At 67.0% G+C, this 22,637-nt stretch carries 23 protein-coding genes; 14 read left to right on the top strand and 9 right to left on the bottom strand.

Annotation, left to right across the window (positions count from 1 at the left end; genetic code table 11):
• Nucleotides 1-124 precede the first annotated feature (124 nt).
• The 5 genes from IB255_RS13740 (at nt 125) to IB255_RS13720 (ending at nt 5,629) form a co-directional block, all read left to right on the top strand.
• On the top strand, nt 125-1,021 hold the full coding sequence (locus IB255_RS13740; protein ID WP_081518948.1) for a choline sulfate utilization transcriptional regulator: 897 nt from the start codon (nt 125-127) through the stop codon (nt 1,019-1,021).
• Nucleotides 1,018-1,350: a DOPA 4,5-dioxygenase family protein gene (locus IB255_RS13735; protein ID WP_081518947.1), complete on the top strand. Its 333-nt coding sequence runs from the start codon at nt 1,018-1,020 to the stop codon at nt 1,348-1,350. Before IB255_RS13740 ends, IB255_RS13735 begins: the two co-directional genes overlap by 4 nt.
• A gap of 103 nt (nt 1,351-1,453) precedes the next feature.
• Complete coding sequence (locus IB255_RS13730) at nt 1,454-1,975, top strand: sigma-70 family RNA polymerase sigma factor (protein ID WP_081518946.1); 522 nt, start codon at nt 1,454-1,456, stop codon at nt 1,973-1,975.
• Entirely contained in the window at nt 1,972-2,904 is a 933-nt protein-coding gene (locus tag IB255_RS13725) for a FecR family protein (protein ID WP_081518945.1), read from the top strand. The genes IB255_RS13730 and IB255_RS13725 overlap by 4 nt, the downstream gene beginning before the upstream one ends.
• Nucleotides 2,905-3,244: 340 nt before the next feature.
• Nucleotides 3,245-5,629, top strand: a complete 2,385-nt coding sequence (locus IB255_RS13720) for a TonB-dependent receptor (protein ID WP_081518944.1) — start codon at nt 3,245-3,247, stop codon at nt 5,627-5,629.
• 58 nt (nt 5,630-5,687) lie between these two features.
• Here the strand turns inward: IB255_RS13720 and IB255_RS13715 are convergent, their stop codons facing one another.
• The gene (locus tag IB255_RS13715) at nt 5,688-6,005 is read right to left on the bottom strand and encodes an antibiotic biosynthesis monooxygenase family protein (protein ID WP_081518943.1); all 318 of its coding nucleotides are present in this window, start codon (nt 6,003-6,005) and stop codon (nt 5,688-5,690) included.
• A 322-nt stretch (nt 6,006-6,327) separates the two neighbouring features.
• Between IB255_RS13715 and IB255_RS13710 the strand changes: the two genes are divergently transcribed.
• On the top strand, nt 6,328-7,269 hold the full coding sequence (locus tag IB255_RS13710; RefSeq protein WP_081518942.1) for an AraC family transcriptional regulator: 942 nt from the start codon (nt 6,328-6,330) through the stop codon (nt 7,267-7,269).
• 201 nt (nt 7,270-7,470) lie between these two features.
• Here IB255_RS13710 and IB255_RS13705 read toward each other — a convergent pair whose 3' ends face one another.
• Complete coding sequence (locus IB255_RS13705) at nt 7,471-7,857, bottom strand: VOC family protein (RefSeq protein WP_081518941.1); 387 nt, start codon at nt 7,855-7,857, stop codon at nt 7,471-7,473.
• Nucleotides 7,858-8,048: 191 nt separating this feature from the next.
• Between IB255_RS13705 and IB255_RS13700 the strand changes: the two genes are divergently transcribed.
• Entirely contained in the window at nt 8,049-9,557 is a 1,509-nt protein-coding gene (locus tag IB255_RS13700; protein WP_081518940.1) for a YdgA family protein, read from the top strand.
• 187 nt (nt 9,558-9,744) lie between these two features.
• On the opposite strand, the gene trpA is transcribed toward IB255_RS13700, so the two are convergent.
• Nucleotides 9,745-10,551, bottom strand: coding sequence for a tryptophan synthase subunit alpha (gene trpA / locus IB255_RS13695; RefSeq protein WP_081518939.1), 807 nt, complete (start codon nt 10,549-10,551; stop codon nt 9,745-9,747).
• Entirely contained in the window at nt 10,548-11,756 is a 1,209-nt protein-coding gene (gene trpB, locus IB255_RS13690; RefSeq protein ID WP_081518938.1) for a tryptophan synthase subunit beta, read from the bottom strand. The genes trpA and trpB overlap by 4 nt, the downstream gene beginning before the upstream one ends.
• A gap of 219 nt (nt 11,757-11,975) precedes the next feature.
• Here trpB and IB255_RS13685 point away from each other — a divergent pair, with 219 nt between their 5' ends.
• From IB255_RS13685 to IB255_RS13665, 5 genes are all read left to right on the top strand, one after another.
• Entirely contained in the window at nt 11,976-12,872 is an 897-nt protein-coding gene (locus IB255_RS13685) for a LysR family transcriptional regulator (protein WP_081518937.1), read from the top strand.
• A gap of 100 nt (nt 12,873-12,972) precedes the next feature.
• Entirely contained in the window at nt 12,973-13,188 is a 216-nt protein-coding gene (locus IB255_RS13680) for a dodecin (protein WP_017518905.1), read from the top strand.
• Between the two features lie 162 nt (nt 13,189-13,350).
• Nucleotides 13,351-13,572 (top strand): DUF1161 domain-containing protein, encoded by a 222-nt coding sequence (locus tag IB255_RS13675; protein WP_081518936.1) that lies wholly within the window; start codon nt 13,351-13,353, stop codon nt 13,570-13,572.
• Between the two features lie 129 nt (nt 13,573-13,701).
• Nucleotides 13,702-14,124, top strand: coding sequence for an OsmC family protein (locus IB255_RS13670; protein ID WP_081518935.1), 423 nt, complete (start codon nt 13,702-13,704; stop codon nt 14,122-14,124).
• A 91-nt stretch (nt 14,125-14,215) separates the two neighbouring features.
• A complete protein-coding gene (locus IB255_RS13665; RefSeq protein ID WP_045213615.1) occupies nt 14,216-14,452 on the top strand; it encodes a DUF1161 domain-containing protein in 237 nt (78 codons plus the stop codon).
• 121 nt (nt 14,453-14,573) lie between these two features.
• Here the strand turns inward: IB255_RS13665 and IB255_RS13660 are convergent, their stop codons facing one another.
• Together IB255_RS13660 and IB255_RS13655 are read right to left on the bottom strand one after the other, a co-directional pair.
• Complete coding sequence (locus IB255_RS13660; protein ID WP_081518934.1) at nt 14,574-15,014, bottom strand: hypothetical protein; 441 nt, start codon at nt 15,012-15,014, stop codon at nt 14,574-14,576.
• A 43-nt stretch (nt 15,015-15,057) separates the two neighbouring features.
• Nucleotides 15,058-15,474, bottom strand: a complete 417-nt coding sequence (locus tag IB255_RS13655) for a hypothetical protein (protein ID WP_081518933.1) — start codon at nt 15,472-15,474, stop codon at nt 15,058-15,060.
• A 65-nt stretch (nt 15,475-15,539) separates the two neighbouring features.
• Between IB255_RS13655 and IB255_RS13650 the strand changes: the two genes are divergently transcribed.
• Nucleotides 15,540-16,631, top strand: a complete 1,092-nt coding sequence (locus tag IB255_RS13650) for an aminopeptidase (RefSeq protein ID WP_081518932.1) — start codon at nt 15,540-15,542, stop codon at nt 16,629-16,631.
• Between the two features lie 196 nt (nt 16,632-16,827).
• On the opposite strand, the gene IB255_RS13645 is transcribed toward IB255_RS13650, so the two are convergent.
• Complete coding sequence (locus IB255_RS13645; RefSeq protein ID WP_081519184.1) at nt 16,828-18,351, bottom strand: 3-hydroxyacyl-CoA dehydrogenase; 1,524 nt, start codon at nt 18,349-18,351, stop codon at nt 16,828-16,830.
• 47 nt (nt 18,352-18,398) lie between these two features.
• Nucleotides 18,399-20,030, bottom strand: a complete 1,632-nt coding sequence (locus IB255_RS13640) for an AMP-binding protein (protein WP_081518931.1) — start codon at nt 20,028-20,030, stop codon at nt 18,399-18,401.
• Between the two features lie 210 nt (nt 20,031-20,240).
• On the opposite strand from IB255_RS13640, the gene IB255_RS13635 reads away from it, so the two are divergent.
• Nucleotides 20,241-21,026, top strand: a complete 786-nt coding sequence (locus IB255_RS13635) for an IclR family transcriptional regulator (RefSeq protein WP_081518930.1) — start codon at nt 20,241-20,243, stop codon at nt 21,024-21,026.
• Nucleotides 21,027-21,496: 470 nt separating this feature from the next.
• Here IB255_RS13635 and IB255_RS13630 read toward each other — a convergent pair whose 3' ends face one another.
• Entirely contained in the window at nt 21,497-22,627 is a 1,131-nt protein-coding gene (locus IB255_RS13630) for an acyl-CoA dehydrogenase family protein (RefSeq protein WP_081518929.1), read from the bottom strand.
• Between the last annotated feature and the right edge of the window lie 10 nt (nt 22,628-22,637).

Below are 22,637 nucleotides of genomic sequence, written 5' to 3'. Positions count from 1 at the left end.
TGGGCTTATCCTGTTGGCGCTGTTATGGGATGCTGTGCGGTACGAGTCTGTTGGCTGCTGGATTAGGGGTAAAGCGCATGGCGCGGCATGCTTCGGATAACACCTGCTTATGCGAGAGCAAGCCATGAGCGTGCCGCTGGAACTGCTGCGCGTGTTCGAGTCCGCCGCGCGGCTGCTCAGCTTCACCGCCGCCGCCGGCGAGCTGGGCACCACCCAGCCGGCGGTCAGCCAGCAGATCAAGCGCCTGGAGAAGCTCCTCGCCGTGCGCCTGTTCGACCGCATTCACCGGGGCATTGCCCTCACCGAAAGCGGACAGGTGCTGCAGCAGCACGTTCAGGTCGGGTTGGAGAGCATCGACGCCGGTATCGCCGCGGTCACCGCGAAGCATCCCCACGAGGTACTGCAGGTCGCCACCGATTTCGCCTTCGCCGCGTACTGGCTGATGCCGCGCCTGCCGCGCTTCCGCCAGGCGCATCCGGAGCTGGACGTCGGGCTGATCAGCAGCGACCGTAGCCCGATTGCCCTGCGCAGCGACATCGACGTGGCCATCGCCTTCGGCGACGGGCGCTTCAAGCATGGCGAGGCGTTGCGCCTGTTCAGCGAGGAGGTCTTCCCGGTGTGCAGTCCACGCTTGCTCGAGGGCCGCGAGCTGCCGCTGTCGCCCCAGGCACTCACCGAATTGCCGCTGCTGCACCTCAAGCCCGAGGCCTCCAGCCGCTGGTTCGACTGGGGCGGTGTCTATCGCGCGCTGGGCATCGACGGCGCACCAGCCCCGGCCGGGCTGCGTTTCGACAACTACACCCTGCTGGTGCAGGCGGCCATCGCCGGGCAGGGCGTGGCCATCGGCTGGCGGCATCTGGTCGACGAACTGCTGGAACAGGGGTTACTGTGCCGACCCATCGCCGGATCGCTGCAATCGCGCTTCGGCTATTACGCCGTGCTGCCCGAGCGCAAGCGGCGGATGCGCCTGGTGCAGCGTTTCGTCGACTGGCTGCAGGCGGAACTGGAGCAGGACCGATGAGCGAGATTCAGGACTTCCACGCCCACGTCTATTTCGACGCCGGCAGCATCGAGCGCGCCCGCGCGCTGTGTGAGGAGGCCGCGCGGCGCTTCGGCGCGAAAATGGGCCGCGTCCACGAGCGGCCGGTCGGCCCGCACCCGGACTGGAGCTGCCAGCTGGCTTTCGACAACGCCACCTTCGCCACCCTGGTGCCGTGGCTGGCGCTGAACCGCGAGGGTCTGGTGATCCTGATCCACCCCAATACCGGCAACGACCTGCGTGATCACCGCGACTACGCCATGTGGCTGGGCGCCGTGCGGCCGCTGGACCTCTCGCAGTTCACGAGCTGACACTTTTTTGCATTCGATAATAATTCTCGATTCGGTGTATGCTGCCCACCCTTCGTATCGGCCTGACAGACGTTGGCCGATTTTCCAGGGTATTTCGGCCATCATGCGGCGCTTCGCCTCCTCCTCCCTGCTGCAGAGCTTCCAGGCGCACTACGCGGACCTGATGCGCTTCCTCGCCCGCAGGCTGGGGGACAACCAGCGCGCGGCCGACGTTGCCCAGGACACCTGGCTGCGCCTGGCCGACCACCCCGCCGAAACCGAAGTGCAGGACCCGCGCGCCTACCTGTTCCGGGTGGCCGGCAACATCGCCATCGACAACCTGCGCCGCGAGGGCCGGCTGGCGGAGCTGCATGTCGACGAAACCGCCGCCAACGACCTGAGCGATCCCGCGTCCGGGCTGGAGCACCGCCTGCTCGCCCATGAGGCGCTGGAACATCTGGACGCCGCCCTCGACCAGTTGCCGACGAACGCCCGCGAGGCGCTGCTGATGAACCGCCTCGACGGCCTCACCCACGCGCAGATCGCCCAGCGCCTGGGGGTTTCCGAGAGCATGGTGGGCAAGTACATCGTTCAGGCCATGCGTCATTGCCGCGACTGGGCGCAGCGTCAGGAGGGCACGCCATGAGCCGCGTGGACCTTTCCGACGAGGCCATCGAGCGCCTGGTGCAGCTGCATTCGGGCAGCGCCGGGGCCGCTGAGCGCATGGACTTCCTGCGCTGGCGCGGGCAGAGCGCGGAGCACGAACTCGCCGCCCGCGAGGCCGAAGCCCTGTGGGGCGCCTTGCCGGAAACCCGTAGCGCCCAGCGCTATCGCCAGCGTGCGCGGCGCCCCCGTCGTTTGCTGGCGCTGGCCACAGCTGCGTGCGTTGCGGCCATTGCGTTGACCATCGCCCTGCCCGAGCCGCTGGCCGGGTTGTACTCCGATTACGCCACCCGCACCGGCGAGCGGCGGATGCTGGAGCTGGCCGACGGCAGCCGCGTCTGGCTGAACAGCGACAGTGCGTTGTCCGTCGACTTCAGCCCGCAGCAGCGGCGCCTGCGCCTGCATGGCGGCGAGGCGTTGTTCGAGGTGGCCAAGGACCCGTCGCGGCCATTCATCGTCGAGGCCAGGGGCGGCGAAGTGCGCGCCGTGGGTACGCGCTTCGATGTCGACAGCCGCGGGCCGCAGGTGCGCGTGGACGTGACCGAAGGGGTGGTCCAGGTGAACAGCGCCGGCAGCGAGCCGGTGCGGCTTTCCGCTGGCGAGCGCCTGAGCTACCGCGACAGCGCCGCGCCCGAACCGGTGCAGCCGCTGGACCTGTCCAGCGCCAGTGCCTGGCAGCGCGGCAAGCTGATCTTCAACCAGCGCCCGCTGGGCGAGGTGCTCGATGAACTGGAGCGCTACGTGCCCGGCCGCATCGTGCTGACCGACAGCGCGCTGCGCCAGCACAAGGTCAGCGGCGTGTTCGACCTGCAGGACCCCGGCGCCCTGCTCAAGACCCTGGAGCGGTTGCAGCCGGTGAGCGTTACCCACCTGCCCTGGCTGGTACTGATCCGCCCCGCCCCGAAGGCCTGATAGCTCTTCGTAGGATGAGTGGAGCGGAGCGATACCCATGCTGGTCGCGCACGGGATTGATGGGTATCGCTTCGCTCCACGCCATCCTACGGTCCGCCGGAAAGTTCGGCCGCACCCTGTAGGACGGGCGGGGGCGCCTAGCCCGTGCCCGCGGCGGTATCGGCGAATGAAGCGTGCCGCTTCATTCGCCCTGCGAGAGCGATTCCCGCCTGCTCACACAGGAAAATGAAAATTTTTTGCATTTAGCACTGCAAGGTTTGCCCGGCCGTTTCGTCGTAGGCAGGAACGCGAAAAATTCTCACTACGCGACCCTGCCCACACAAGAACGGATTTCACCCGCATGCATTACCGTCCTTCCCCGCTGCACCGCGCGCTGTTGCTGGCTTCCCTGCTCGGCGCCGCCGCTCCCCTGGCCCACGCGGCCGGCTCCGCCGCCGTCGAGTTGCACATCGCACCGCGTAGCCTGGACAGCGCGCTGACCCAGTTCGCCGACCAGGCCGGGCTGCACCTGCTGTTCAATTCCGAGGACATCCAGGGCCTGCAGAGCGAAGGGCTGGACGGTACCTACAGCACCGAGGAGGCTCTGAACCAGCTGCTGTCCGGCAGCGGCGTGAGCTGGCGTTTCACCGACGAGCGCACCGTGCTGCTCAAGCGCGAGAAGGACGATTCCGCGGCCCTGAGCCTGGCACCGATGCAGATCAGCGTGGCGGCGCGCACGCCCACCGAGATCAGCTCGATCCCCGGCACCGTCTGGGTGGTGGACCAGACCCAGCTGCGCGAGCAGCTGGACACCGGCGTGAGCCTCAAGGAAGCCGTCGGCAAGCTGGTCCCCGGCCTTGACCTGGCGCCGGAAGGCCGCACCAACTACGGCCAGAACATGCGCGGGCGCAACGTGCTGGTGATGATCGACGGCGTCAGCCAGAACAGCTCGCGCGGCCTGTCGCGCCAGTTCGACAGCATCTCGCCGTTCAACGTCGAGCGCATCGAAGTGCTCTCCGGCGCCAGCGCCATCTACGGCGGCGGCGCCACCGGCGGCATCATCAACATCATCACCAAGAAGGGCGCGGCCGGCGATACCCGCTTCGAAACACAACTGGGCGCCAGCAGTGGCTTCAACAACAGCGACGACCTCTCGACCCGCGCCGCGCAATCCATCAGCGGTGGCAATGACAGCGTGGTCGGCCGCCTGGGCGTCTCGGCGGAGAAGAACGAAGCCTTCTACGACGGCGCCGGCAACCAGATTTTCATCGACAACACCCAGACCGACCTGCAGTACAACCGCACCGTCGACGTGATGGGCAACCTCACCGCGCAGTTCACCGATGAGCAGAGCCTCGACTTGCTGGCGCAGTACTACGACTCGGGCAACGATGGCAGCACCGGCATCTACTTTCCCAACCTGAAGTACCAGGCGCCCTCGGACCTGGAAGATGCGCAGATCCGCAGCGGCATGGACACCGACCTCGAGCCGCGCACCCGCCGCGTGCTGCTCAACGCCAACTACCACCACAGCAACCTGCTGGACCAGGACTTCTATCTGCAGGCGTACTACCGCAAGGAAGACGACAACTTCTATCCCTTCCCCTACTACAACACCGGCAAGCCTACCGGCTCGAAGGGCGTGTACTTCGCCGCCTCGCAGCAGAACTTCGAGGTCAGCGGCCTGAAGGGACTCTTCAGCAAGCAGTGGGATTCGCTGAAGTTCACCTACGGCGTGGACTTCGACCACGAACGCTTCAACGCCGAGCAGAAGGTCTTCGACCAGCGCCTGTCTTCCGAGAGTGGCGGCCTGGACCTGGAAACCGCCAGCAGTGCGCCGCGCTACCCCAGCTACATCGTCGACGGCCTGTCGGTATACGGCCAGCTGGACTGGAAGGCCACCGACAACCTGACCATTTCCGGCGGCGCCCGCCACCAGAAGATGGACGTGGAGGTGGACGATTTCAAAGGCGTGCCCGGCGGCAGCAACGACTACCAGGTCAACCTGTTCAACCTCGGCGCGATCTACGACTTCAAGAACGGCCATCAGGTCTGGACCAACTACAGCGAAGGCTTCGACCTGCCTGACCCGGCCAAGTACTACGGCAAGGCCGGCCTGTCGGTGGACGACAACCCGCTGGCCGGCATCAAGAGCCGCCAGGTCGAGACCGGCTGGCGCTACAGCGACATGCAGTGGCAGACCCAGGCGGCGGTGTATTACATCTGGTCGGACAAGATCATCACCACCGACCAGGCGACCCTGACCATCGACGTGCAGGACCAGAAAAGCCGCGACTTCGGCTTCGAGGGCGCGGTCACCCGCTACTTCGAGAATGGCTGGCAGGGCGGCACCACGCTGCACCTGGTGCGCTCGGAGGAAGAGGATGCCGACGGTGACTGGATCAAGCGCGATGCGCGCTATGCGTCGCTGTCCAAGTCCACCGCGTTCGTCGGCTGGAGCGACGGCACCCGCAGTGCCCGCCTGCAGGGCCAGCACGCCTTCAACCTGAAGGACGATGCGGACCACGAGATCGACGGCTACACCACCTTCGACCTGATGGGCGAGCAGAAGACCGGTTTCGGCACCTTCAGCGCCGGTATCCAGAACCTGCTGGACAAGCAGTACAGCACTGTCTGGGGCCAGCGCGCCGCGCTGTTCTATTCGCCGACCTACGGGCCGGCCTATCTGTATGACTACCAGGGTCGCGGGCGTACCTTCACCCTGGGCTGGAGCCTGGAATACTGAGGGCCTGGAAATTCAGAGCCAGAAAGCTCTCTACCCAAATCTCTCTACCTGAAAAGACTCAGGCCACCTTTCCGGTGGCCTGATCGAGGGTTTCCACTATGCCGCCGCTGAGGCTTCGGCAGTGGCATAAAAGCACTTCGCCGAGCAGCTGCAACGAGGGCGTGGCGAAGTAGTCCAGCAGCGCTTCCTCGTCCTTCCAGCTGCCCTGTAGCAGCCACGGCTGGCCGTTCTCGCCGGCTACCAACTGGCAGCGCAGGCATCCCGGCGCGCGGCGGGCGCCGTCGACCAGGTTGTCGATCAATGCGCCCAGTTCCGCCTCGTGCCCGAGCCGGGGGTGGATCTGCAATTCGTGTTCGATGGGGGTTTGCCAGTGCATGTCCTGTCCTCCGCGTTCCAGGAAGAAGCCCGAGGTGGCTCCTCGGACGACTGACAGGAAGCTTACGGCGCGGCCAGCACCGGGCGTTATCCGGATGCTGTCACCTTCTTGCCTGATCCTGCGGGACATTCGTCGCAGTCTGAAACCGGGTGTTTCCGCGCCATTTCCGGCCCTTGCACCGCCACGGTGCGCGACCCGATGCCGGGATCGCTTGTCCATTCCTGCCGATTGCTTGCCTGATCCTCCAGCGGCTGCCTTACTGTCACACGCGCGCATGCGTCGTGGGCGTAAGCTTCGTGCGCCGCCACTGGAGGTCCTGTGCATGTCCCAGTCCGTTCCCGCCTTTGATCCCATCGCCGCCGGCCGCCAGGAGCTGGCCGACATCATCCAGCGTCACTGCCAGGGTGAAGGTCTCTTCGAAACCGCCATCGATTCGCTGCTGGTCGCGCGCGGCGACTGCCCCAACGAAGGCCGTATGCCGACGCTCTACCGCCCGGCCCTGTGCGTGATCGCTCAGGGCTGCAAGGAAGTGCGCCTGGGCAGCGAGGTCTATCGCTACGACGAACTCAACCTGCTGGTGGTGTCGGTGACGCTGCCGGTCTCCGGCCAGGTCATCGAGGCCTCGCCGGACAGGCCCTACCTGTCCATCCGCCTGGACATCGACCCCGGCGAGCTGACCCGGCTGATCGCCGAGGCCGGCCTTGCCGGCACCGCGCCGCGCCCGGCCAGCCGGGGCATCTACCTGCAGCGCCTGGATTGCACCGTGCTCGATGCCTTGCTGCGCCTGATGCGTCTGCTGGACACCCCGCGCGACATCGAGATGCTGGCCCCGCTGTTCGTCCGCGAAATCCTCTACCGCCTGCTGCGCGGCCCGCAGGGCCACCTGCTGCACGACCTGGCGATGACCGACAGCCAGACCCACCGCGTCACCCGCGCCATCGAGTGGCTCAACCGCAACTATGACAAGTCGCTGCGCATCGAGGACCTGGCTCGCGAGGTGAACCTCAGCGTGTCCACCCTGCACCACCGCTTCAAGGAAGTGACCGCGCTCAGCCCGCTGCAGTACCAGAAGCAGCTGCGCCTGCAGGAAGCCCGGCGGCTGATGCTGTCGGAAGGACTGGAGGTGGCGGTGGCCGGGCACCGTGTCGGCTATGAAAGTCCGTCGCAGTTCAGCCGCGAATACAGCCGCCTGTTCGGCGCGCCGCCGCTGCGCGATCTGGCGAGCCTGCGCGGGGCCCTGGGCAGCGAGGCGGTACCGGCCTGAGTGCGTGTCCCGTTCTGCATCGGTGCGCTGGTTTTCCCCCTCACCCCAGCCCTCTCCCTCAGGGAGAGGGGGCCGTTTGGCGTGCAGCGAGACGGCGGAGTCAGTCGGCGAGCACCGAGTTTTCAGAGCGCTCGGGACAGTCCCCTCTCCCTCTGGGAGAGGGTTAGGGTGAGGGCATGCCCAGGCACCTGAAGCCAGGCATCAGCGCTCGTAAAGCTCCAGCGGCAGGTCATCCGGGTCGGCGAAGAAGGTGAAGCGCTTGCCGGTCAGCTCGTCGTCGCGGATCGGCTCACAGGCTATGCCGTGGCTCTGCAGGTGGGCCACGGCGCTTTCCAGGTCGTCCACGGCGAACGCCAGGTGGCGCAGCCCCTGCGCCTCCGGGTAGGACGGTCGCGTCGGTGCGCCGGGGAAGGAAAACAGCTCCAGCCGCGCGTCGCCCAGTTCCAGGTCCAGCTTCCAGGAGTCGCGGGCGGTGCGGTAGGTCTCGGCCACCACCTTCAGGCCCAGCACCTGGGTGTAGAAGTGCTTGGAACGGGGGTAGTCCGAGCAGATCAGGGCGACGTGATGGAGGCTTTGCAACAGGGCCATGGGCAGTTCTTTCCGGTGAGTCGGAGCGTTCTATCCTGACAGCCGTGCCCCGTCGGTCAATGCTGGCGCTGTGAAAAGGTTCCAGCTGACAAGCTGGAGTGATGGCAGTGCGCCTGCTAGCATCCCGCCGCCCACTCCCATAAACGGTCGACAGGATGTCCCCCGTACGGCCGCACCTGAAAGGACTCAGCATGAAAAAGACCGCCCTGGCCATCGCCATTCCCGTTGCCATCGTCGGCGCCGCCGTTGCCGGCGCCTGGTACACCGGCAGCCGCGTCGAGCAGGAAGTGAACCGCGGCATCACCGAAGCCAACGAACTGTTCAAGCAGGAAGCCCCCGGCCTGGGCGCTTACCTGACCCTGGTGGACATCCAGCGCGGCCTGTTCTCCAGCACCGCGCGCTACAACCTGACCTTCGCCGGCAAGGAAGGCGAGCAGCCGCAGACCCTGGTCTTCACCGACCACCTGGAACACGGCCCCTTCCCGGCCTCGCGCCTGGCGGCCGGCAAGCTGGCGCCGGTCATGGCGCAGAGTCACTTCGCCCTCGAGCAGAACGAACTCACCGCCCCGCTGTTCACCGCCGCCGGCGGCAAGGCGCCGCTGTCCGGCGACCTGACCATCCACTACGACCAGAAGCAGGAAGGCAACGTCGAAACCGCGCCCCTGGAATTCGCCAAGGACAGCGACAAGCTGCGCCTGTCGCCGATCAAGCTGGCCTTCAGCGTGTCCGGCGACAAGAAGGACGTGAGCGCCGTGGGCAACCTCGCCGAGGTCGACCTGGACTTCACCGACGAGAACACCGGCCAGCCGGCGCGCGTGCAGCTGCGTGATCTGGGCCTGCAGGGCGACAAGAAGGAAAACGCCAATGGCTTCGCCCTGGGTCCCAGCTCCGCCACCATCAAGAGCCTGAACATCAAGTCGCCGGGCGCGCCGGAAGTCGAACTGCGCGAAGCCGTGGTCGAGGAAGTCCTCAAGCAGGGCGGCAAGGGTCTGGATCAGAGCGTTTCCTACCGCATCGGCAAGGTCGTGGTGCAGGGTCAGGAAATCGGCGGCGTGAAGCTCGACCTGAGCCTGCGCAACCTCGACGAAGGCGTGCTCAAGACCTTCAAGGAGTCCTACAACAAGATGGCGCTGGACAGCCTGGAAAGCACCGAGCTGACCCCGCAGCAGGAAGAGGAGTTCAAGCGCCTCGGCCTGGCCCTGCTGGAAGGCTCGCCGGTGCTGTCGCTGGACGAGCTGTCGCTGCAGACCAGCCATGGCGTGGCCAAGGCTTCGCTGTCGGTCGACCTGCGCAAGCCCGACGCCGCGGCTGCCACGCCTGACGAGATGGCCCGCAGCATCCTGGCCGCGCTCAAGGCCGACCTGAAAGTGGACAAGGCGGTGATCGGCGACATCGTCGCCCTGCAGGGTTCGCTGGGTGGCGAGGCGGCCGGCAGCGTCGATCCGGTGGCGCTCAAGCAGCAGTCCGATGCCATGACCGACCTGTTCAGCGGCATGGCCCTGAACTCGCAGTGGGCGGTGCTCGACGGCAACGCGCTGTCCAGCTCGCTGGCCTACGCCAACGACCAGGTGAAGTTCAACGGCAAGGACATGAGTGTGCCCGAATTCATGGCCTTCGCCATGGGCTCCGCGCAAGGCCTGGGCCTGGGCGGCGGCGCTGCTGGCGCGGAAGAAGAGCCGCAGGAAGAAGGCGTGGAATAAGCTTCGCCCGAAACGAAAAAAAGCCCGGCATTCGCCGGGCTTTTTTGTGCTCCCTGCAGGAGCGGATATTCCAGGTGACGCAGTTCGTAGGATGGGTGGAGCGCAGCGATACCCATGCTGTGTTCGCACGGAATCGATGGGTATCGCTGCGCTCCACGCCATCCTACGTAAAGCCTGATGGCAACCCTCAGCGGGCGTTGCGCACGCCTTCGGCCAACTGACGGCACAGGCCGAGCACGCTCTGCACCGCGTCGGCGGAGCTGGTGGCTTCGGCGATCTTGTCGATCAGCGCCGAGCCCACCACCACGCCATCGGCCAGGCGGGCGATGCTCGCCGCGTGTTCCGGGGTGCGGATGCCGAAGCCGATGGAGACCGGCAGGTCGGTGTGGCGACGCAGGCGCGCCACGGCTTCTTCGACATGGTCCAGGGTCGCCGCGCCGGCGCCGGTCACGCCGGCCACCGAGACGTAGTAGACGAAGCCCGAGCTGCCGTTGAGCACGGTCGGCAGGCGCTGGTCGTCGGTGGTCGGCGTGGTCAGGCGGATGAAGTCCAGGCCGGCGGCCTGGGCCGGGTCGCAGAGGTCTTCGTTGTGCTCCGGCGGCAGGTCCACCACGATCAGGCCGTCGACGCCGGCCTCTTTCGCATCGGCGATGAACTTGTCCACGCCGTAGTAGTGGATCGGGTTGAAGTAGCCCATCAGCACCAGCGGCGTGGTGCTGTTGTCCTGGCGGAATTCGCGGACCATCTTCAGCGTCTTGACCAGGTTCTGGCCGTTGCCCAGGGCGCGGATGTTGGCCAGCTGGATCGCCGGGCCGTCAGCCATCGGGTCGGTGAACGGCATGCCCAGCTCGATCACGTCGGCGCCGGCTTCGGGCAGGCCCTTGAGGATGTCCAGCGAGGTCGAGTAGCCCGGATCGCCAGCGGTGATGAAGGTCACCAGGGCGGCGCGGTTCTGCTCTTTGAGTTCGGCGAAGCGGGTCTGCAGGCGGCTCATGCTTGCGGCTCCTGTTGCATGTGGTGCATGACGGTCTGCATGTCCTTGTCGCCACGACCGGACAGGTTCACCACCATGATGTGGTCCTTGGGCAGGTTCGGCGCGCGCTTGAAGACCTCGGCCAGCGCGTGGGAGGACTCCAGTGCGGGGATGATGCCTTCCAGGCGGCAGCACTGGTGGAAGGCTTCCAGCGCCTCGTGGTCGGTGATCGAGGTGTACTCGACGCGGCCGATGTCATGCAACCAGGCGTGTTCCGGGCCGATGCCGGGGTAGTCCAGGCCGGCGGAAATGGAGTGCGCGTCGATGATCTGGCCATCCTCGTCCTGCAGCAGGAAGGTGCGGTTGCCGTGCAGCACGCCTGGCACGCCACCGTTCAGGCTGGCCGCATGCTTGCCGGTCTCGATGCCGTGGCCGGCGGCTTCGACGCCGATGATCTGCACGCTGGCATCATCGAGGAACGGGTGGAACAGGCCCATGGCGTTGGAGCCGCCGCCGATGCAGGCGACCAGCGAATCGGGCAGGCGGCCTTCCTTCGCGGCCAGCTGCTCACGGGTTTCCTTGCCGATTACCGCCTGGAAATCGCGGACCATCGCCGGGTACGGGTGCGGGCCGGCCACGGTGCCGATCAGGTAGAAGGTGTTGTGCACGTTGGTGACCCAGTCGCGCAGCGCTTCGTTCATCGCGTCCTTCAGGGTGCCGGTGCCGGCGGTGACCGGGATCACCTCGGCGCCCAGCAGTTTCATGCGGAACACGTTGGCCTGCTGGCGATCGATGTCGGTGGTGCCCATGAAGATCACGCATTCCATGCCGAAGCGTGCGGCCACGGTGGCGGTCGCCACGCCGTGCATGCCGGCGCCGGTCTCGGCGATGATGCGTTTCTTGCCCATGCGCTTGGCCAGCAGGATCTGGCCGATGCAGTTGTTGATCTTGTGCGCGCCGGTGTGGTTCAGCTCTTCGCGCTTGAGGTAGATCTTCGCGCCGCCGCAGTGCTCGGTCAGGCGCTCGGCGAAGTACAGCGGGCTCGGACGGCCGACGTAGTCGCTCTGGAAGTAGGCGAGCTCTTTCTGGAACTCCGGATCTTCCTTGGCCTTCTCGTACTCGCGGGCCAGGTCGTGGATCAGCGGCATCAGGGTCTCGGCGACGTACTGGCCGCCAAAGTGGCCGAACAGGCCCTTGGCGTCTGGACCGGTGCGCAGTGTGGACATGGGAAGGCTCCTTGGGTCTCTTGGCGGCAAGGCACTGGGCACTGCCGCGTGAATTTTCGTAGGGCGCTTAACGCGCCAGCGTTATCCGCCCTGGTGGGTCGACCGCGCAGCGAGTTGGCTGATGCTCCTGCAAGTGCTGCTCAGGATACGGCTGTGTGATGACGGGGAAAAGCGATAAGATCGCCGCAACCTGTCAGGAAAACTCACGGATAGTGCGCCATGAGCCGAGACCTTCCACCGCTCAACGCCCTGCGCGCCTTCGAGGCTGCAGCCCGTCTGCGCGGCATGAGCGCAGCGGCTGACGAGCTGAGCGTCACCCACGGGGCGATCAGCCGGCAGATTCGTCTGCTCGAAGACGAGCTGGGCGTGACCCTTTTCATCAAGGAAGGTCGCGGCGTAAAACTCACCGATGCCGGTGTTCGCCTGAGCGAGGTGGCCAGCGATTCCTTCGAGCGCCTGCGCAGCGTCAGCGCCGAACTGCGCCGCCAGGCCGGCGGCGATGCGCCCTTCGTCCTCGGCTGCCCCGGCAGCCTGCTGGCGCGCTGGTTCATCCCGCGCCTGGACCGTCTGAACCGTGACCTGCCGGACCTGCGGCTGCAACTTTCCGCCAGTGACGGCGACCTCGACCCGCGCCGTGGCGGCCTCGACGCCACTCTGTGCTTCGCCACGCCGCCCTGGCCGACGGACATGCGCGTGCTGGAGCTGGCGGTGGAAAGCATCGGCCCGGTGCTCAGCCCGCGCTCCCCGCGCTTCGAGCAACTGCGCGCGGCACCCGCCGGGGCGCTGCTGGGTGAGTCGCTGCTGCACACCGTCTCGCGCCCGCAGGCCTGGCCAGAGTGGGCCGCTCGCCATGGCCTGGAGCCGACGCGGCTGAAGCTCGGCCAGGGTTTCGAGCACCTCTACTACCTGCTCGAAGCCGCCGTGGCTGGCCTTGGCGTGGCCATCGCGCCGCAGCAACTGGTGGCCGACGACCTCGCCGCCGGCCGCCTCGCCGCACCCTGGGGCTTCGTTGAAACCACGGCGCGGCTGGCACTGTGGGTCCCCGAGCGCCGTGCAGACCCGCGCGCCGAACGCCTGGCGCGCTGGCTGCAGACGGAGCTGAACGGCCGGGCGTAAAGTCTGAACCGCCCCGTTTGCCGTCGGTCCACCCCTCTACTACTGTCCATTGGGCGCGCTGGCATTCTGCCTGTGCGCCGCCAGACCCAGGAGAGAGGCAATGTCCAATCACCACACCTACAAGAAGATCGAGCTGGTCGGCTCCTCGCGCACCAGCATCGAGGATGCGATCAACAACGCGCTGGCCGAAGCGGCCAAGAGCATCGACTTCCTGGAGTGGTTCGAGGTGGTGGACACTCGCGGGCACATCGAGAACGGCGCGGTGGGGCACTACCAGGTGACCATCAAGGTCGGCTTCCGCATCGCCAACAGCTAGATCGCCTGCGGCTCGAGCCTGTTTGTCGAGGGCCGTTTGTCACGCGGCTCTTCTGTCACGTGCTGCTGCCATGTTGGCGAGGCGCGTGGTCGTGCGTACCGGGGTAGCCCGGTTTTCCGGCCCGTTCGGGCCTTTTCTGTGAACGACGAGGGAGCGTTACCGATGAAGAAGTTCCTGATCGCTGTGGGGGTCTTCGCCCTGGCTGGCAACGTCTTTGCCGCCGGCAAGCCGTGCGAAGAGCTGAAGTCGGAAATCGATGCGAAGCTCAAGGCCAAGGGCGTTGCTTCGTACAGCCTGGAGGTCGTCGACAAGGGCAGCGCGGGCGGCAAGCAAGTCGTCGGCACCTGCGAAGGCGGCACCAAGGAAATCGTCTACTCCAAGTAAACGCCTGGATGTGAAACGAGGCCGGGCTCCGCGAGGGGCCCGGCCTTTTTCATGGTTTGCAAAAAGCTGAACCCGCTGGTGCGGACGGGCCTCGAAAGTCCTGACTGCAACCCACGCGGAGGACGCGACATGAAGAAATCGGCATCGGCCCACTGGCAGGGCGGTCTGAAGGACGGCAAGGGCACGATCTCCACCGAGAGCGGTGCGCTCAAGTCCCAGCCTTATGGCTTCAACACCCGCTTCGAGGACGCGCCGGGGACCAACCCGGAAGAACTGATCGGTGCAGCTCACGCCGGCTGCTTTTCCATGGCGCTGTCGATGATGCTCGGCGAGGCCGGCCTGACGGCCGAGAGTATCGATACGAAGGCCGAGGTCAGCCTGGAAAAGCTCGCCGACGGCTTCACCATCACCGCTGTGCACCTGACGCTGAAGGCGAAGGTGCCGGGCACCGACGCGCAGACCTTCCAGGCCATCGCCGACAAGGCCAAGGCCGGCTGCCCGGTCTCGCGGGTGCTGAACGCGCGCATCACCCTCGACGCCAGCCTCGAATGAGCCTGCGGGGCACTCTGTCCGGCGGTTGCGGTCCACCGTTAGGATAGGGTGCCCCGCAGTGGGGCTATGACGAGGGACTGTGATGACGACGATGAAGTGGGCCGTGGCGACGGGCGTGGCGGTACTGCTGGCGAGCGGCGCGAGCTGGGCGGCGGTGAAGCCCTGCGAGGAGCTCAAGGCCGAGATCGAGACCAAGATCCAGGCCGCCGGGGTGACCTCCTACACCCTGGAGATCGTGGACAAGGCCGAGGTGAAGGACCCGAACATGGTGGTCGGCACCTGCGACAACGGACAGCGGCGGATCATCTACCAGAAGAACGACGGCTGAGTCCTGCGCGCGGGTGCTCGATTGCAGGAGCGCGCCATGCGCGCGATCGCGGGCATGGGCTAGGCGCCCCCGCCCGTCCTACAGGGAGAGCCCGAGCAGAGCGGCGGCGAATGCCTTTGATCTAGAACGGCCCGCAGCGCACCGCGCCCTGGAAATCCGTCTTCGCCACCAGCTTGCCATTGGCGTCCGTCAGCAGCGCCAGTGCGCTGCGCAATTGCGGGCGCAGCTCCAGTCGATAGCGCTGGCCGGCGGCGAAGTCGTCGTAGGTCACCTTGACCCGGCAGGTCAGCTCCGAAGGGTCGGTCATCTGGCCCATGCCGCCGCCGCTGGAGACTTCGTACTGGAAGCGCACCACCAGCTCGTGGCGTCCCGGCGTCACCTGGTAGAAGCGGCCGTCGTTCACCGACTGGCCATCCAGGCGCTCGGCCATCAGCGTCTTGCCCGGCGTGGTGTAGAGGTCGATCCAGGCCATCTGCGGGTCGTGGGCCGGCAGCGGGCTGGCGCAGCCGGCGAGCAGGGCGATGCCCAGGGGTAGGAGACCGGGGAGATGACGCGGGCGCATGGAGGCTCACCGTGGGATGGATTCACCCCACAGCATACCCCGCTCAGGCCTTGGCGCAGCCCCGTTCGCGGCCGCGGGCGATTTCGCCGCCCTGGGCGTCGTAGAGCTTGGCCCAGGGGCGGAAGCCGATGCTGCCGGTCTCCAGGCGATAGCGCTGGCCGGCGCTGAATTCCTTGTACTGCACTGTCATTTCGCAGTCGCGCCACAACGCCTCGTCCACCGGGCCAATGTCCACCGGCTCGACCTGGAACTGGAAGCGCACGCGCAACTCGTGCGAGCCCGGGTCGACCTCGAAGTAACGGGTGCTGGCCCATTCCTTGTTGTCCACTTCCATGGCCGCCAGGTCGCTCTGGCTATTGGTGTCCAGGTCGACCCAGGCGCGGTTCGGGTCCGGCTGGGGCATCAGCATCGAACAGCCGCTCAGGGCGAGCAGGCCGGCAGGTATGAGGAGGGCGCGCATCGGGGGTGGCTCCTGGGTCGAGGGGGCGGCAGCGAGCGGACCAGGCCCTGTGCTATGTTCCGCGCATGCCCTTCCGCCTTCTTATCCCGACACTCGACAGCCGCCTGTGCCGCTGGGTTCCCTGCCTGGCCATCTGGGCGCTGAGCGGTTGTTCCACCGTGGGGTATTACGGCCAGCTGGCGGACGGCCAGTTGCGCCTGCTCGCCGCCCGCGAGCCTGTGGCCGAAGTGGTCGCCGACCCGACCCGCGACCCCGCCTTGCGCCAGCGTCTCGAGCTGTCCCAGGAAGCCCGCGCCTTCGCCAGCGCCGAACTGGGCCTGCCGGACAACCAGAGCTACCGCCTGTATGCCGATATCCACCGGCCCAACGTGGTGTGGAACGTGTTTGCCACGCCGGAGCTGTCGCTGCAGCCGCTGACCCACTGCTTCCCCATCGCCGGCTGCGTGGCCTACCGCGGCTACTACGGCGACCAGGGGGCGCAGGCCGAGGCCAAACGCCTCAAGGAACAGGGGCTGGACGTCTATGTCGGTGGCGTGGAGGCCTATTCGACCCTTGGCTGGTTCGACGACCCGATCCTCAGCAGCATGTTGCGCTGGGGCGACCAGCGTCTGGCCGAGACGATCTTCCACGAGCTGGCGCACCAGAAGTTCTACCTGCCCGGCGATACGGCGTTCAACGAGTCCTACGCCTCCTTCGTCGAGGCCGAGGGCGGTCGCCGCTGGCGTGAGGCGCGCCATCTGCCGGATGAAGCGCCGTTGCTGGCCGAGCAACGCAAGCGCTTTACCGAGCTGGTGCTCGATACCCGCGAGCGCCTGCAGGCGCTTTACGCCAGCCCACGCAGCGACGCCGAGAAACGCGCCGGCAAGCAGGCCGAATTCGAGCGCCTGCGCCGCGACTACGCGCGGATGCGCGATGAGGACTGGGGCGGCAAGGCGCCCTTCGACGCCTGGGTCAACGCTCCGCTGAACAACGCCAAGCTGTTGCCCTTCGGCCTCTACGACCAGTGGGTGCCGGCCTTCGCCGCGCTGTTCGCCCAGGTCGGCGGCAACTGGCCGGCGTTCTATGCACGGGTGGAAAAGCTCGGGGTGTTGCCGCCGGCAGAGCGCAAGGCGGCGCTGGAGAAGCTGAAGGCCGGGGAGTTCGTCAGCTTCCGGTGAGTCCTTCGCCGGGGCTCGTTCGCGAGCAGTAACCAGGCGTCCAGCTCGCTCCTACAGGCCAGCGTGATGCAGCTTTTCGTAAGAGCGAGCTTGCTCGCGAATCGCCCAGCGCCGGCGCCTCCGCGTAGGACGGGCGGAGGCGCCTAGCCCATGCCTGCGATCGCGCGCATGGCGCGCTCCGGCAGGTTGAAGAACGTCACTCCGCCCTGTCCGGGCTGTGCAGCGGCAAATCCAGCTGCACGCGGCGGCGCAGCCACGGGCTGGGCCGGTAGCGCGCCTCGCCGTAGCAGACCTGCAGGCCCTGAAGAATGGTGAGGATGCGCGCCGCGCCGTAGTGCTCGCCGAAGGCCAGTGGCCCCAGGGGATAACCCAGCGCCAGTTGCACCGCGCGGTCCAGCGTCACTGGTGTGGCGATACCGCGCTGGGCGATCTCGCCGCCGAGGTTGACGATACCGGCGACCACCCGCTGGCTGATGAAGCCGGGCGAATCATTGATCACTTCCACCGGCACGCCGTCGCTGCCCAGCGCCTGGCGCGCCTGGGCTTCGAGCTTGGGGTCGAGCGCCGGCTGGCGCATCAGCACGCGGCGGCGGTCCAGTTCGGTGAAGGTCTCCAGCGCCAGGCTGCGCTCCGGCGGCAGGCCGAGGGCGTCGATGCGCGTGCTGGCATCCACACCCAGCGGGGTGACCAGGCAGATGGCGCGGGACGACGGTGCTTCGCCGGTCTCCAGCACCACGCCGCCCAAGGTAAGGATCGCCGCCACGCGGTGGCGTAGCTCCGGGTCCTGGCTGTCGAGCCAGTACGGGCGATTGAGCAACACGGTTTCGTGCTGTTCCTCGGGCTCGCGCACGGCCTGGCCGTCGCGGTAGCGGTAGAAGCCCTCGCCGCTCTTGCGCCCCAGCAAGCCGCCGGCGACGCGCTGCGCGGCCAGCGGCGACGGCGTGTAGCGCGGGTCCTGGTAGAACTGCTGGTAGAGCGACTCCATCACCGCGTGGGACACGTCCAGGCCGGTCAGGTCGAGCAGCTCGAAGGGCCCCATGCGGAAGCCCACGCCGTCGCGCAGGATGCGGTCGATCTGTGCCGGGCTGGCGATGCCTTCGCCGAGGATGCGCAGGGCTTCGGTGCTGAAGGCGCGGCCGGCGTGATTGACGATGAAGCCGGGGCTGTCCGGCGACACCGCCGGGTAGTGCCCGGCCTGCTCCGCCAGCCGACTCAGGCGGCGCACCACCGACTCGCTGGTGCGTTGGCCGCGCACCACCTCGACGATGCGCATCAGCGTTACCGGGTTGAAGAAGTGGAAGCCGGCGACCCGCTCCGGGTGCTGGCAGCGAGCGGCGATGCGGGTGACCGAGAGCGACGAGGTGTTGCTCGCCAGCACGGCATCCGGCGCCACGCGTTTTTCCAGCTCGGCGAGCAGCGCCTGCTTGGCGCCGAGGTCCTCGATGATGGCCTCGATCAGCAGGTCGCAGTCGGCCAGCTCGTCCAGGCTGTGGGTCGGCAGCAAACGCTGCATCGTCGCGTCGAGGCCGTCCGCGGCGAGCTTGCCCTTGGCCACCGCGCGCTCCAGCAGCTCGCGGTTGAAGGCCAGGGCCTGCTCCACGGTCTGCGGGTTGCTGTCGTACAGGCGTACCGTCCTGCCTGCGCTGGCGAACAGCTGGGCGATGCCGCGGCCCATGGCCCCGGCGCCGATCACGCCAATACGGTGGAAGGACTCGGTCATGCTGCGGGTCTCGTCGTGCGCACCTGCTTCAACCATAGACGCTGTGCTCACGCGGTGGTCCTTTTGGCCAGTTCCAGGTCACGCAGTTGTCGGCGCAGCAGCTTGCCGACACTGGTCTTGGGCAGCTCGTCGAGCACCTCGACGAAGCTCGGCACCTTGTAGCCGGTGAGGTGCTCGCGGCAGTGGGCGATGATCTGCGCCGGCGCCAGCGTCTCGTCCTTGAGGCTGACGAACAGCTTCACCGATTCGCCCTTGCGTTCGTCCGGCACGCCGATGGCCACGCACTCGCGCACGCCGGGGTGGCGCATCACCGCGTCTTCCACCTCGTTGGGGAACACATTGAAGCCCGAGACCAGGATCATGTCCTTCTTGCGGTCGACGATCTTCAGCATGCCGTCGGCGTCCAGCTCGGCGATGTCGCCGGTCTTCAGCCAGCCGTCGGTGGTGAGCACCTGGGCGCTCTCCTCCGGGCGTTGCCAGTAGCCCTGCATGACCTGTGGGCCGCGCAGCCAGAGTTCGCCGGGCTGGTCGGGGCCGGTGTCGTTGCCCTCCTCGTCCACGGTGCGCAGCTCGGTATCCACCAGCGCCTGGCCGACGTAGCCCTCGCGGTACGGGCTCAGCAGCGTGCCGGTGGAGACCACCGGCGAGGCCTCGGTGAGCCCGAAACCTTCGCGCACCGGCGCGCCGGTCAGCGCTTCCCAGCGCCGGCCGACTTCGCGGTTCAGCGGCGCGCCGCCGGAGGTCACCCACTTCAGGTGGCTGAAGTCGATGCTGGGGAAGTCCGCGTGGTTCATCAGGCCGACGAACAGGGTGTTGATCCCGCTCATCAGGGTGAAGGGATAGCGGCGCATCGCGCCGATGATCTCGTCGAGGTTGCGGCCGTCGCGGATGAACACCGTGTGCAGGCCCATGCCCACCGAGGACAGGCAGTTCGTGGCGAAGGCCATGATGTGGTAGAGCGGCAGCGGCGCGATGCGCACATCGGTGGCCGGCTCCAGCAGGCCGGGGCGCAGGAACAGTTCCAGGGTCTGGATGACGTTGGCGATCAGGCAGCGGTGGCTGAGCATCGCGCCCTTGGAGACGCCCGTGGTGCCGCCGGTGTACTGCAGCAGCGCGAGGCGATCCAGGCCCGGCTCGGCCTCCACCGGCGGTGCCTCGGCACCCAGGCGCAGGGCCTGCTGGAAGCGCGTGCAGTCGGCCTCGTCGCTGTCGAACTGTGGGCGCTCGATGTCGTCGATGGAGGTCAGCAGCACCTGGCGGATGTCGCTGTGAGCCTGCACGCCGCGCAGCAGCGGCAGCAGGCGGTCGAGCAGCAGCACGGCGCTGGCGCCGGAGTCGGCCAGTTGATGGCGCAGCTCGCTGGCGGTGTATTGCGGGTTGGTGTTCACCAGCACCACGCCTGCCTTCAGCGCGCCGAAGGTGGCAATGGGGTACTGCAGGGAGTTGGGCAGCATCAGCGCCAGGCGGTCGCCGGCTTGCAGGCCGGCGTGGTGGCGAAGGTAGCGGGCGAAGGCGTCGGCCTGGCGCTCCAGCTCGGCGAAGCTCAGGTGGCTGTCGCCGCAGGAGAACGCCAGGCGCTGGGGGAATTGGCGGCAGGCATCGCGCAGCAGGTCGTGGAGATTCTGGTAGGCGTGACGGGCGAGCTCGCGGGCCACGTGACCGGAGGGTTGAGCAGACATCGACTTCTCCGTTTCTTTTTCGAGCCTGTAGTGGCTCTGGATTCGAATTGTTGTTCTGCACAGCGAAACATCGTGTCGAAATCGATGGTATGCGATAGGCTAGCCCGGCGCAACGAGCACACGCGGACCGCTGCGTGGCGCCTGGGCGATCTGCTATCGTTCGCCCGCGCCGCGCGTGGCGCCGCAACTGCAATCCCCCGCCGAGGCCCCATGAGCGACGAAGTCGAAGACAGCAGCAACCCCAAGGACCGCAAGTACGTCGAGGCCCTCGCCCGCGGACTGGACGTGCTGCGCGCCTTCACCCATGGCTCGGTGGTGCTCGGCAACCAGGAAATCTCGCGGATCACCGGCCTGCCCAAGGCGACGGTGTCGCGCATGACCTACACCCTCACCCAACTCGGCTACCTCTGCTACTCGCAGCAGCACGAGAAATACCAGCTGGATTCCGGCGTGCTGGCGCTGGGTTACGCCTATGTCTCCAACCTGCGCGTACGCCAGCTGGCGAAGCCGTACATGGACGCCTTCGCCCGTCGCACCAACACCACGGTCGGCCTGACCTGCCGCGACTGGCTGTCGATGATCTACGTGGAAAACTGCCGTCCTCCGGAAGCTACCTCCCTGCGCATGGACGCCGGCGTGCGCCTGCCGCTGGCGACCACCGCTGCCGGCCGCGCGTACCTCGCCGCGACCCCGGAGCAGGAGCGTGAGCACCTGCTGTCGGCCCTGCAGGAGCGCCACGAAGGCGATTGGTCGGTCATGCGTGCCTCGCTGGAAGCGTCCTTCGAGGAGTTCCGCCAGCATGGTTTCTGCCTGTCCCTGGGCGACTGGGACCGCAACGTGCGCGCTGCCGGCGTACCGCTGCGCCTGGCCGACGGCGGGCTGATGGCGCTGACCTGCGGGGCGCCGTCGTTCCAGCTCAGCGAGGAAACGCTGCGCGGGTCGTTGGCGCATGAGCTGGAGATTCTGGCGCGCGATATCGAGAGCCTCGGGGCCTGATCGTCCGCAAGCTTTTGTAGGAGCGGAGCTTCTCCGCGATATCCATCGCGGCTGACTCGGTGCTCTATCTGAATGACGGCGTCATGCGCTCACGCAGGAGCGGACTCCGTCCGCGATGTGTCAGCCTCACGCCTTGTTTCCCGCGTCGCTTCGGCGTGCGCGCGAGCATTTTGTTTCGCCCCCTCGGGCGACCCACTTTGGAAAGACCCAAAGTAGGCAAAGGTCTTGCCCCTCCATCCGGTTTTTCGCCTAGGCGAAAAATACCCTCGTTGAATCGAAGTTTCAGGGGCACGAACTAGGCGTCCCCCCACGAAGGGCCATCCCTGGCCCATCGTGGCTCTCGCGACATCCATGTCGCTCAACCCCTGAAACTCCAATTCAACGAGGCCTCCTGAAAGGGGCGGTCCGGAGTGCTCGGATATCGCTCTGGAAGACTTCAAGAGCAATGGCGGTTCACTTCGAGGTTTCTCTCACGCGACTTCCATGAGCCTCGCATAAACCTTCAGGTGATGATCGTCGTCCCCCAGCTGGTGGCTGAGCATCACCAGGCGCTTGGCGTGGTGCGCCAGCACGTATTCCCAGGTCATGCCGATGCCGCCGTGCAGCTGGATCGCCTGCTCGGCCACGAAGCGCGCCGCGCGGGTAACGATGAACTTGGCGGCGGCCAGGGTGCGGCTGCGCTCGGCGCTGTCGGGCTGGTCGGCGACGCAGGCGGCGAGGATCGCCATGCTGGTGGCCTGTTCCAGTTCGCTGCGCATGTCCACCATGCGGTGCTGCAGCACCTGGAACTTGCCGATGGGGGTGCCGAACTGCTTGCGCGTCTTCAGGTAGTCCAGGGTCAGCGCGCAGGCTTCCTGCAGACTGCCGAGGGCTTCGGCGCACTGCGCGGCGATGGCGCGGCCCTGTTGATAACGCAGCGCCGGTAGCGCCTCGCCCGGCGTGCCAATGGCCTCGCCGATGGCGCCGTCGAGGAACAGCTCGCAGGCGCGCTGGCCGTCCACTGTCGGGTAGTCGCGGCGGCTTACGCCCGCCTGCTGCGGATTGATCAGGAACAGGCCGATGCCCGCCTCGTCCCGCGCATTACCGGACACCCGCGCCGAGACCAGGATCGCTGTGGCGCTCTGCCCGCCGATCACCACCGCTTTGCGTCCGCTCAGCTTCCAGCCGTTACCGGTTTGCTCCGCACGGGTCTGCACGTCGTGCAGCTGGTAGTGGCTCTGGGGTTCTTCCAGCGCGACCGCCAGCTGCGCTTCGCCGCTGGCGACGCGCGGCAGCCAGTGGTCCTGCTGCGCGGCGCTGCCCAGCTGGGCGATCAGCCCACCGCCGTGCACTACCGATTGCAGGTAAGGCTCCAGGCACAGACCACGGCCCAGCTCGGTGAGCACCAGCATGCTTTCCACGCCGCCGCCAAAGCCGCCATGGCTTTCCGGCAGCGACACCGAGATCAGCCCCAGCTCGCCGAGCTGGCGCCAGAAGTCGGCGCTGTAACCCAGCGTGCTTTTGCTGAAGCCTTCGCGCTTGTCGAATGGGTAAGCGTCGCGGACCAGGCGGGCCGCGGTGTCCTGCAGCATTTGCTGCTCTTCGCTCAGTTTGAAGTCCATGGTCCTGGCC

The organism is Pseudomonas sp. PDM22, assembly GCF_014851965.1.
GTDB lineage: Bacteria > Pseudomonadota > Gammaproteobacteria > Pseudomonadales > Pseudomonadaceae > Pseudomonas.
The sequence above is the reverse complement of the archived record's forward strand: the minus strand, read 5'-3'. Positions and strand labels throughout refer to the sequence as shown.

What these genes read in the sequence shown, in the direction of transcription:
- IB255_RS13740 (WP_081518948.1), top strand. Translation starts at nt 125, where the DNA reads ATGAGCGTGCCGCTGGAACTGCTGCGCGTGTTCGAGTCCGCCGCGCGG.
- IB255_RS13735 (WP_081518947.1), top strand. Translation starts at nt 1,018, where the DNA reads ATGAGCGAGATTCAGGACTTCCACGCCCACGTCTATTTCGACGCCGGC.
- IB255_RS13730 (WP_081518946.1), top strand. Translation starts at nt 1,454, where the DNA reads ATGCGGCGCTTCGCCTCCTCCTCCCTGCTGCAGAGCTTCCAGGCGCAC.
- IB255_RS13725 (WP_081518945.1), top strand. Translation starts at nt 1,972, where the DNA reads ATGAGCCGCGTGGACCTTTCCGACGAGGCCATCGAGCGCCTGGTGCAG.
- IB255_RS13720 (WP_081518944.1), top strand. Translation starts at nt 3,245, where the DNA reads ATGCATTACCGTCCTTCCCCGCTGCACCGCGCGCTGTTGCTGGCTTCC.
- IB255_RS13715 (WP_081518943.1), bottom strand. Translation starts at nt 6,005, where the DNA reads ATGCACTGGCAAACCCCCATCGAACACGAATTGCAGATCCACCCCCGG.
- IB255_RS13710 (WP_081518942.1), top strand. Translation starts at nt 6,328, where the DNA reads ATGTCCCAGTCCGTTCCCGCCTTTGATCCCATCGCCGCCGGCCGCCAG.
- IB255_RS13705 (WP_081518941.1), bottom strand. Translation starts at nt 7,857, where the DNA reads ATGGCCCTGTTGCAAAGCCTCCATCACGTCGCCCTGATCTGCTCGGAC.
- IB255_RS13700 (WP_081518940.1), top strand. Translation starts at nt 8,049, where the DNA reads ATGAAAAAGACCGCCCTGGCCATCGCCATTCCCGTTGCCATCGTCGGC.
- trpA (WP_081518939.1), bottom strand. Translation starts at nt 10,551, where the DNA reads ATGAGCCGCCTGCAGACCCGCTTCGCCGAACTCAAAGAGCAGAACCGC.
- trpB (WP_081518938.1), bottom strand. Translation starts at nt 11,756, where the DNA reads ATGTCCACACTGCGCACCGGTCCAGACGCCAAGGGCCTGTTCGGCCAC.
- IB255_RS13685 (WP_081518937.1), top strand. Translation starts at nt 11,976, where the DNA reads ATGAGCCGAGACCTTCCACCGCTCAACGCCCTGCGCGCCTTCGAGGCT.
- IB255_RS13680 (WP_017518905.1), top strand. Translation starts at nt 12,973, where the DNA reads ATGTCCAATCACCACACCTACAAGAAGATCGAGCTGGTCGGCTCCTCG.
- IB255_RS13675 (WP_081518936.1), top strand. Translation starts at nt 13,351, where the DNA reads ATGAAGAAGTTCCTGATCGCTGTGGGGGTCTTCGCCCTGGCTGGCAAC.
- IB255_RS13670 (WP_081518935.1), top strand. Translation starts at nt 13,702, where the DNA reads ATGAAGAAATCGGCATCGGCCCACTGGCAGGGCGGTCTGAAGGACGGC.
- IB255_RS13665 (WP_045213615.1), top strand. Translation starts at nt 14,216, where the DNA reads ATGAAGTGGGCCGTGGCGACGGGCGTGGCGGTACTGCTGGCGAGCGGC.
- IB255_RS13660 (WP_081518934.1), bottom strand. Translation starts at nt 15,014, where the DNA reads ATGCGCCCGCGTCATCTCCCCGGTCTCCTACCCCTGGGCATCGCCCTG.
- IB255_RS13655 (WP_081518933.1), bottom strand. Translation starts at nt 15,474, where the DNA reads ATGCGCGCCCTCCTCATACCTGCCGGCCTGCTCGCCCTGAGCGGCTGT.
- IB255_RS13650 (WP_081518932.1), top strand. Translation starts at nt 15,540, where the DNA reads ATGCCCTTCCGCCTTCTTATCCCGACACTCGACAGCCGCCTGTGCCGC.
- IB255_RS13645 (WP_081519184.1), bottom strand. Translation starts at nt 18,351, where the DNA reads ATGACCGAGTCCTTCCACCGTATTGGCGTGATCGGCGCCGGGGCCATG.
- IB255_RS13640 (WP_081518931.1), bottom strand. Translation starts at nt 20,030, where the DNA reads ATGTCTGCTCAACCCTCCGGTCACGTGGCCCGCGAGCTCGCCCGTCAC.
- IB255_RS13635 (WP_081518930.1), top strand. Translation starts at nt 20,241, where the DNA reads ATGAGCGACGAAGTCGAAGACAGCAGCAACCCCAAGGACCGCAAGTAC.
- IB255_RS13630 (WP_081518929.1), bottom strand. Translation starts at nt 22,627, where the DNA reads ATGGACTTCAAACTGAGCGAAGAGCAGCAAATGCTGCAGGACACCGCG.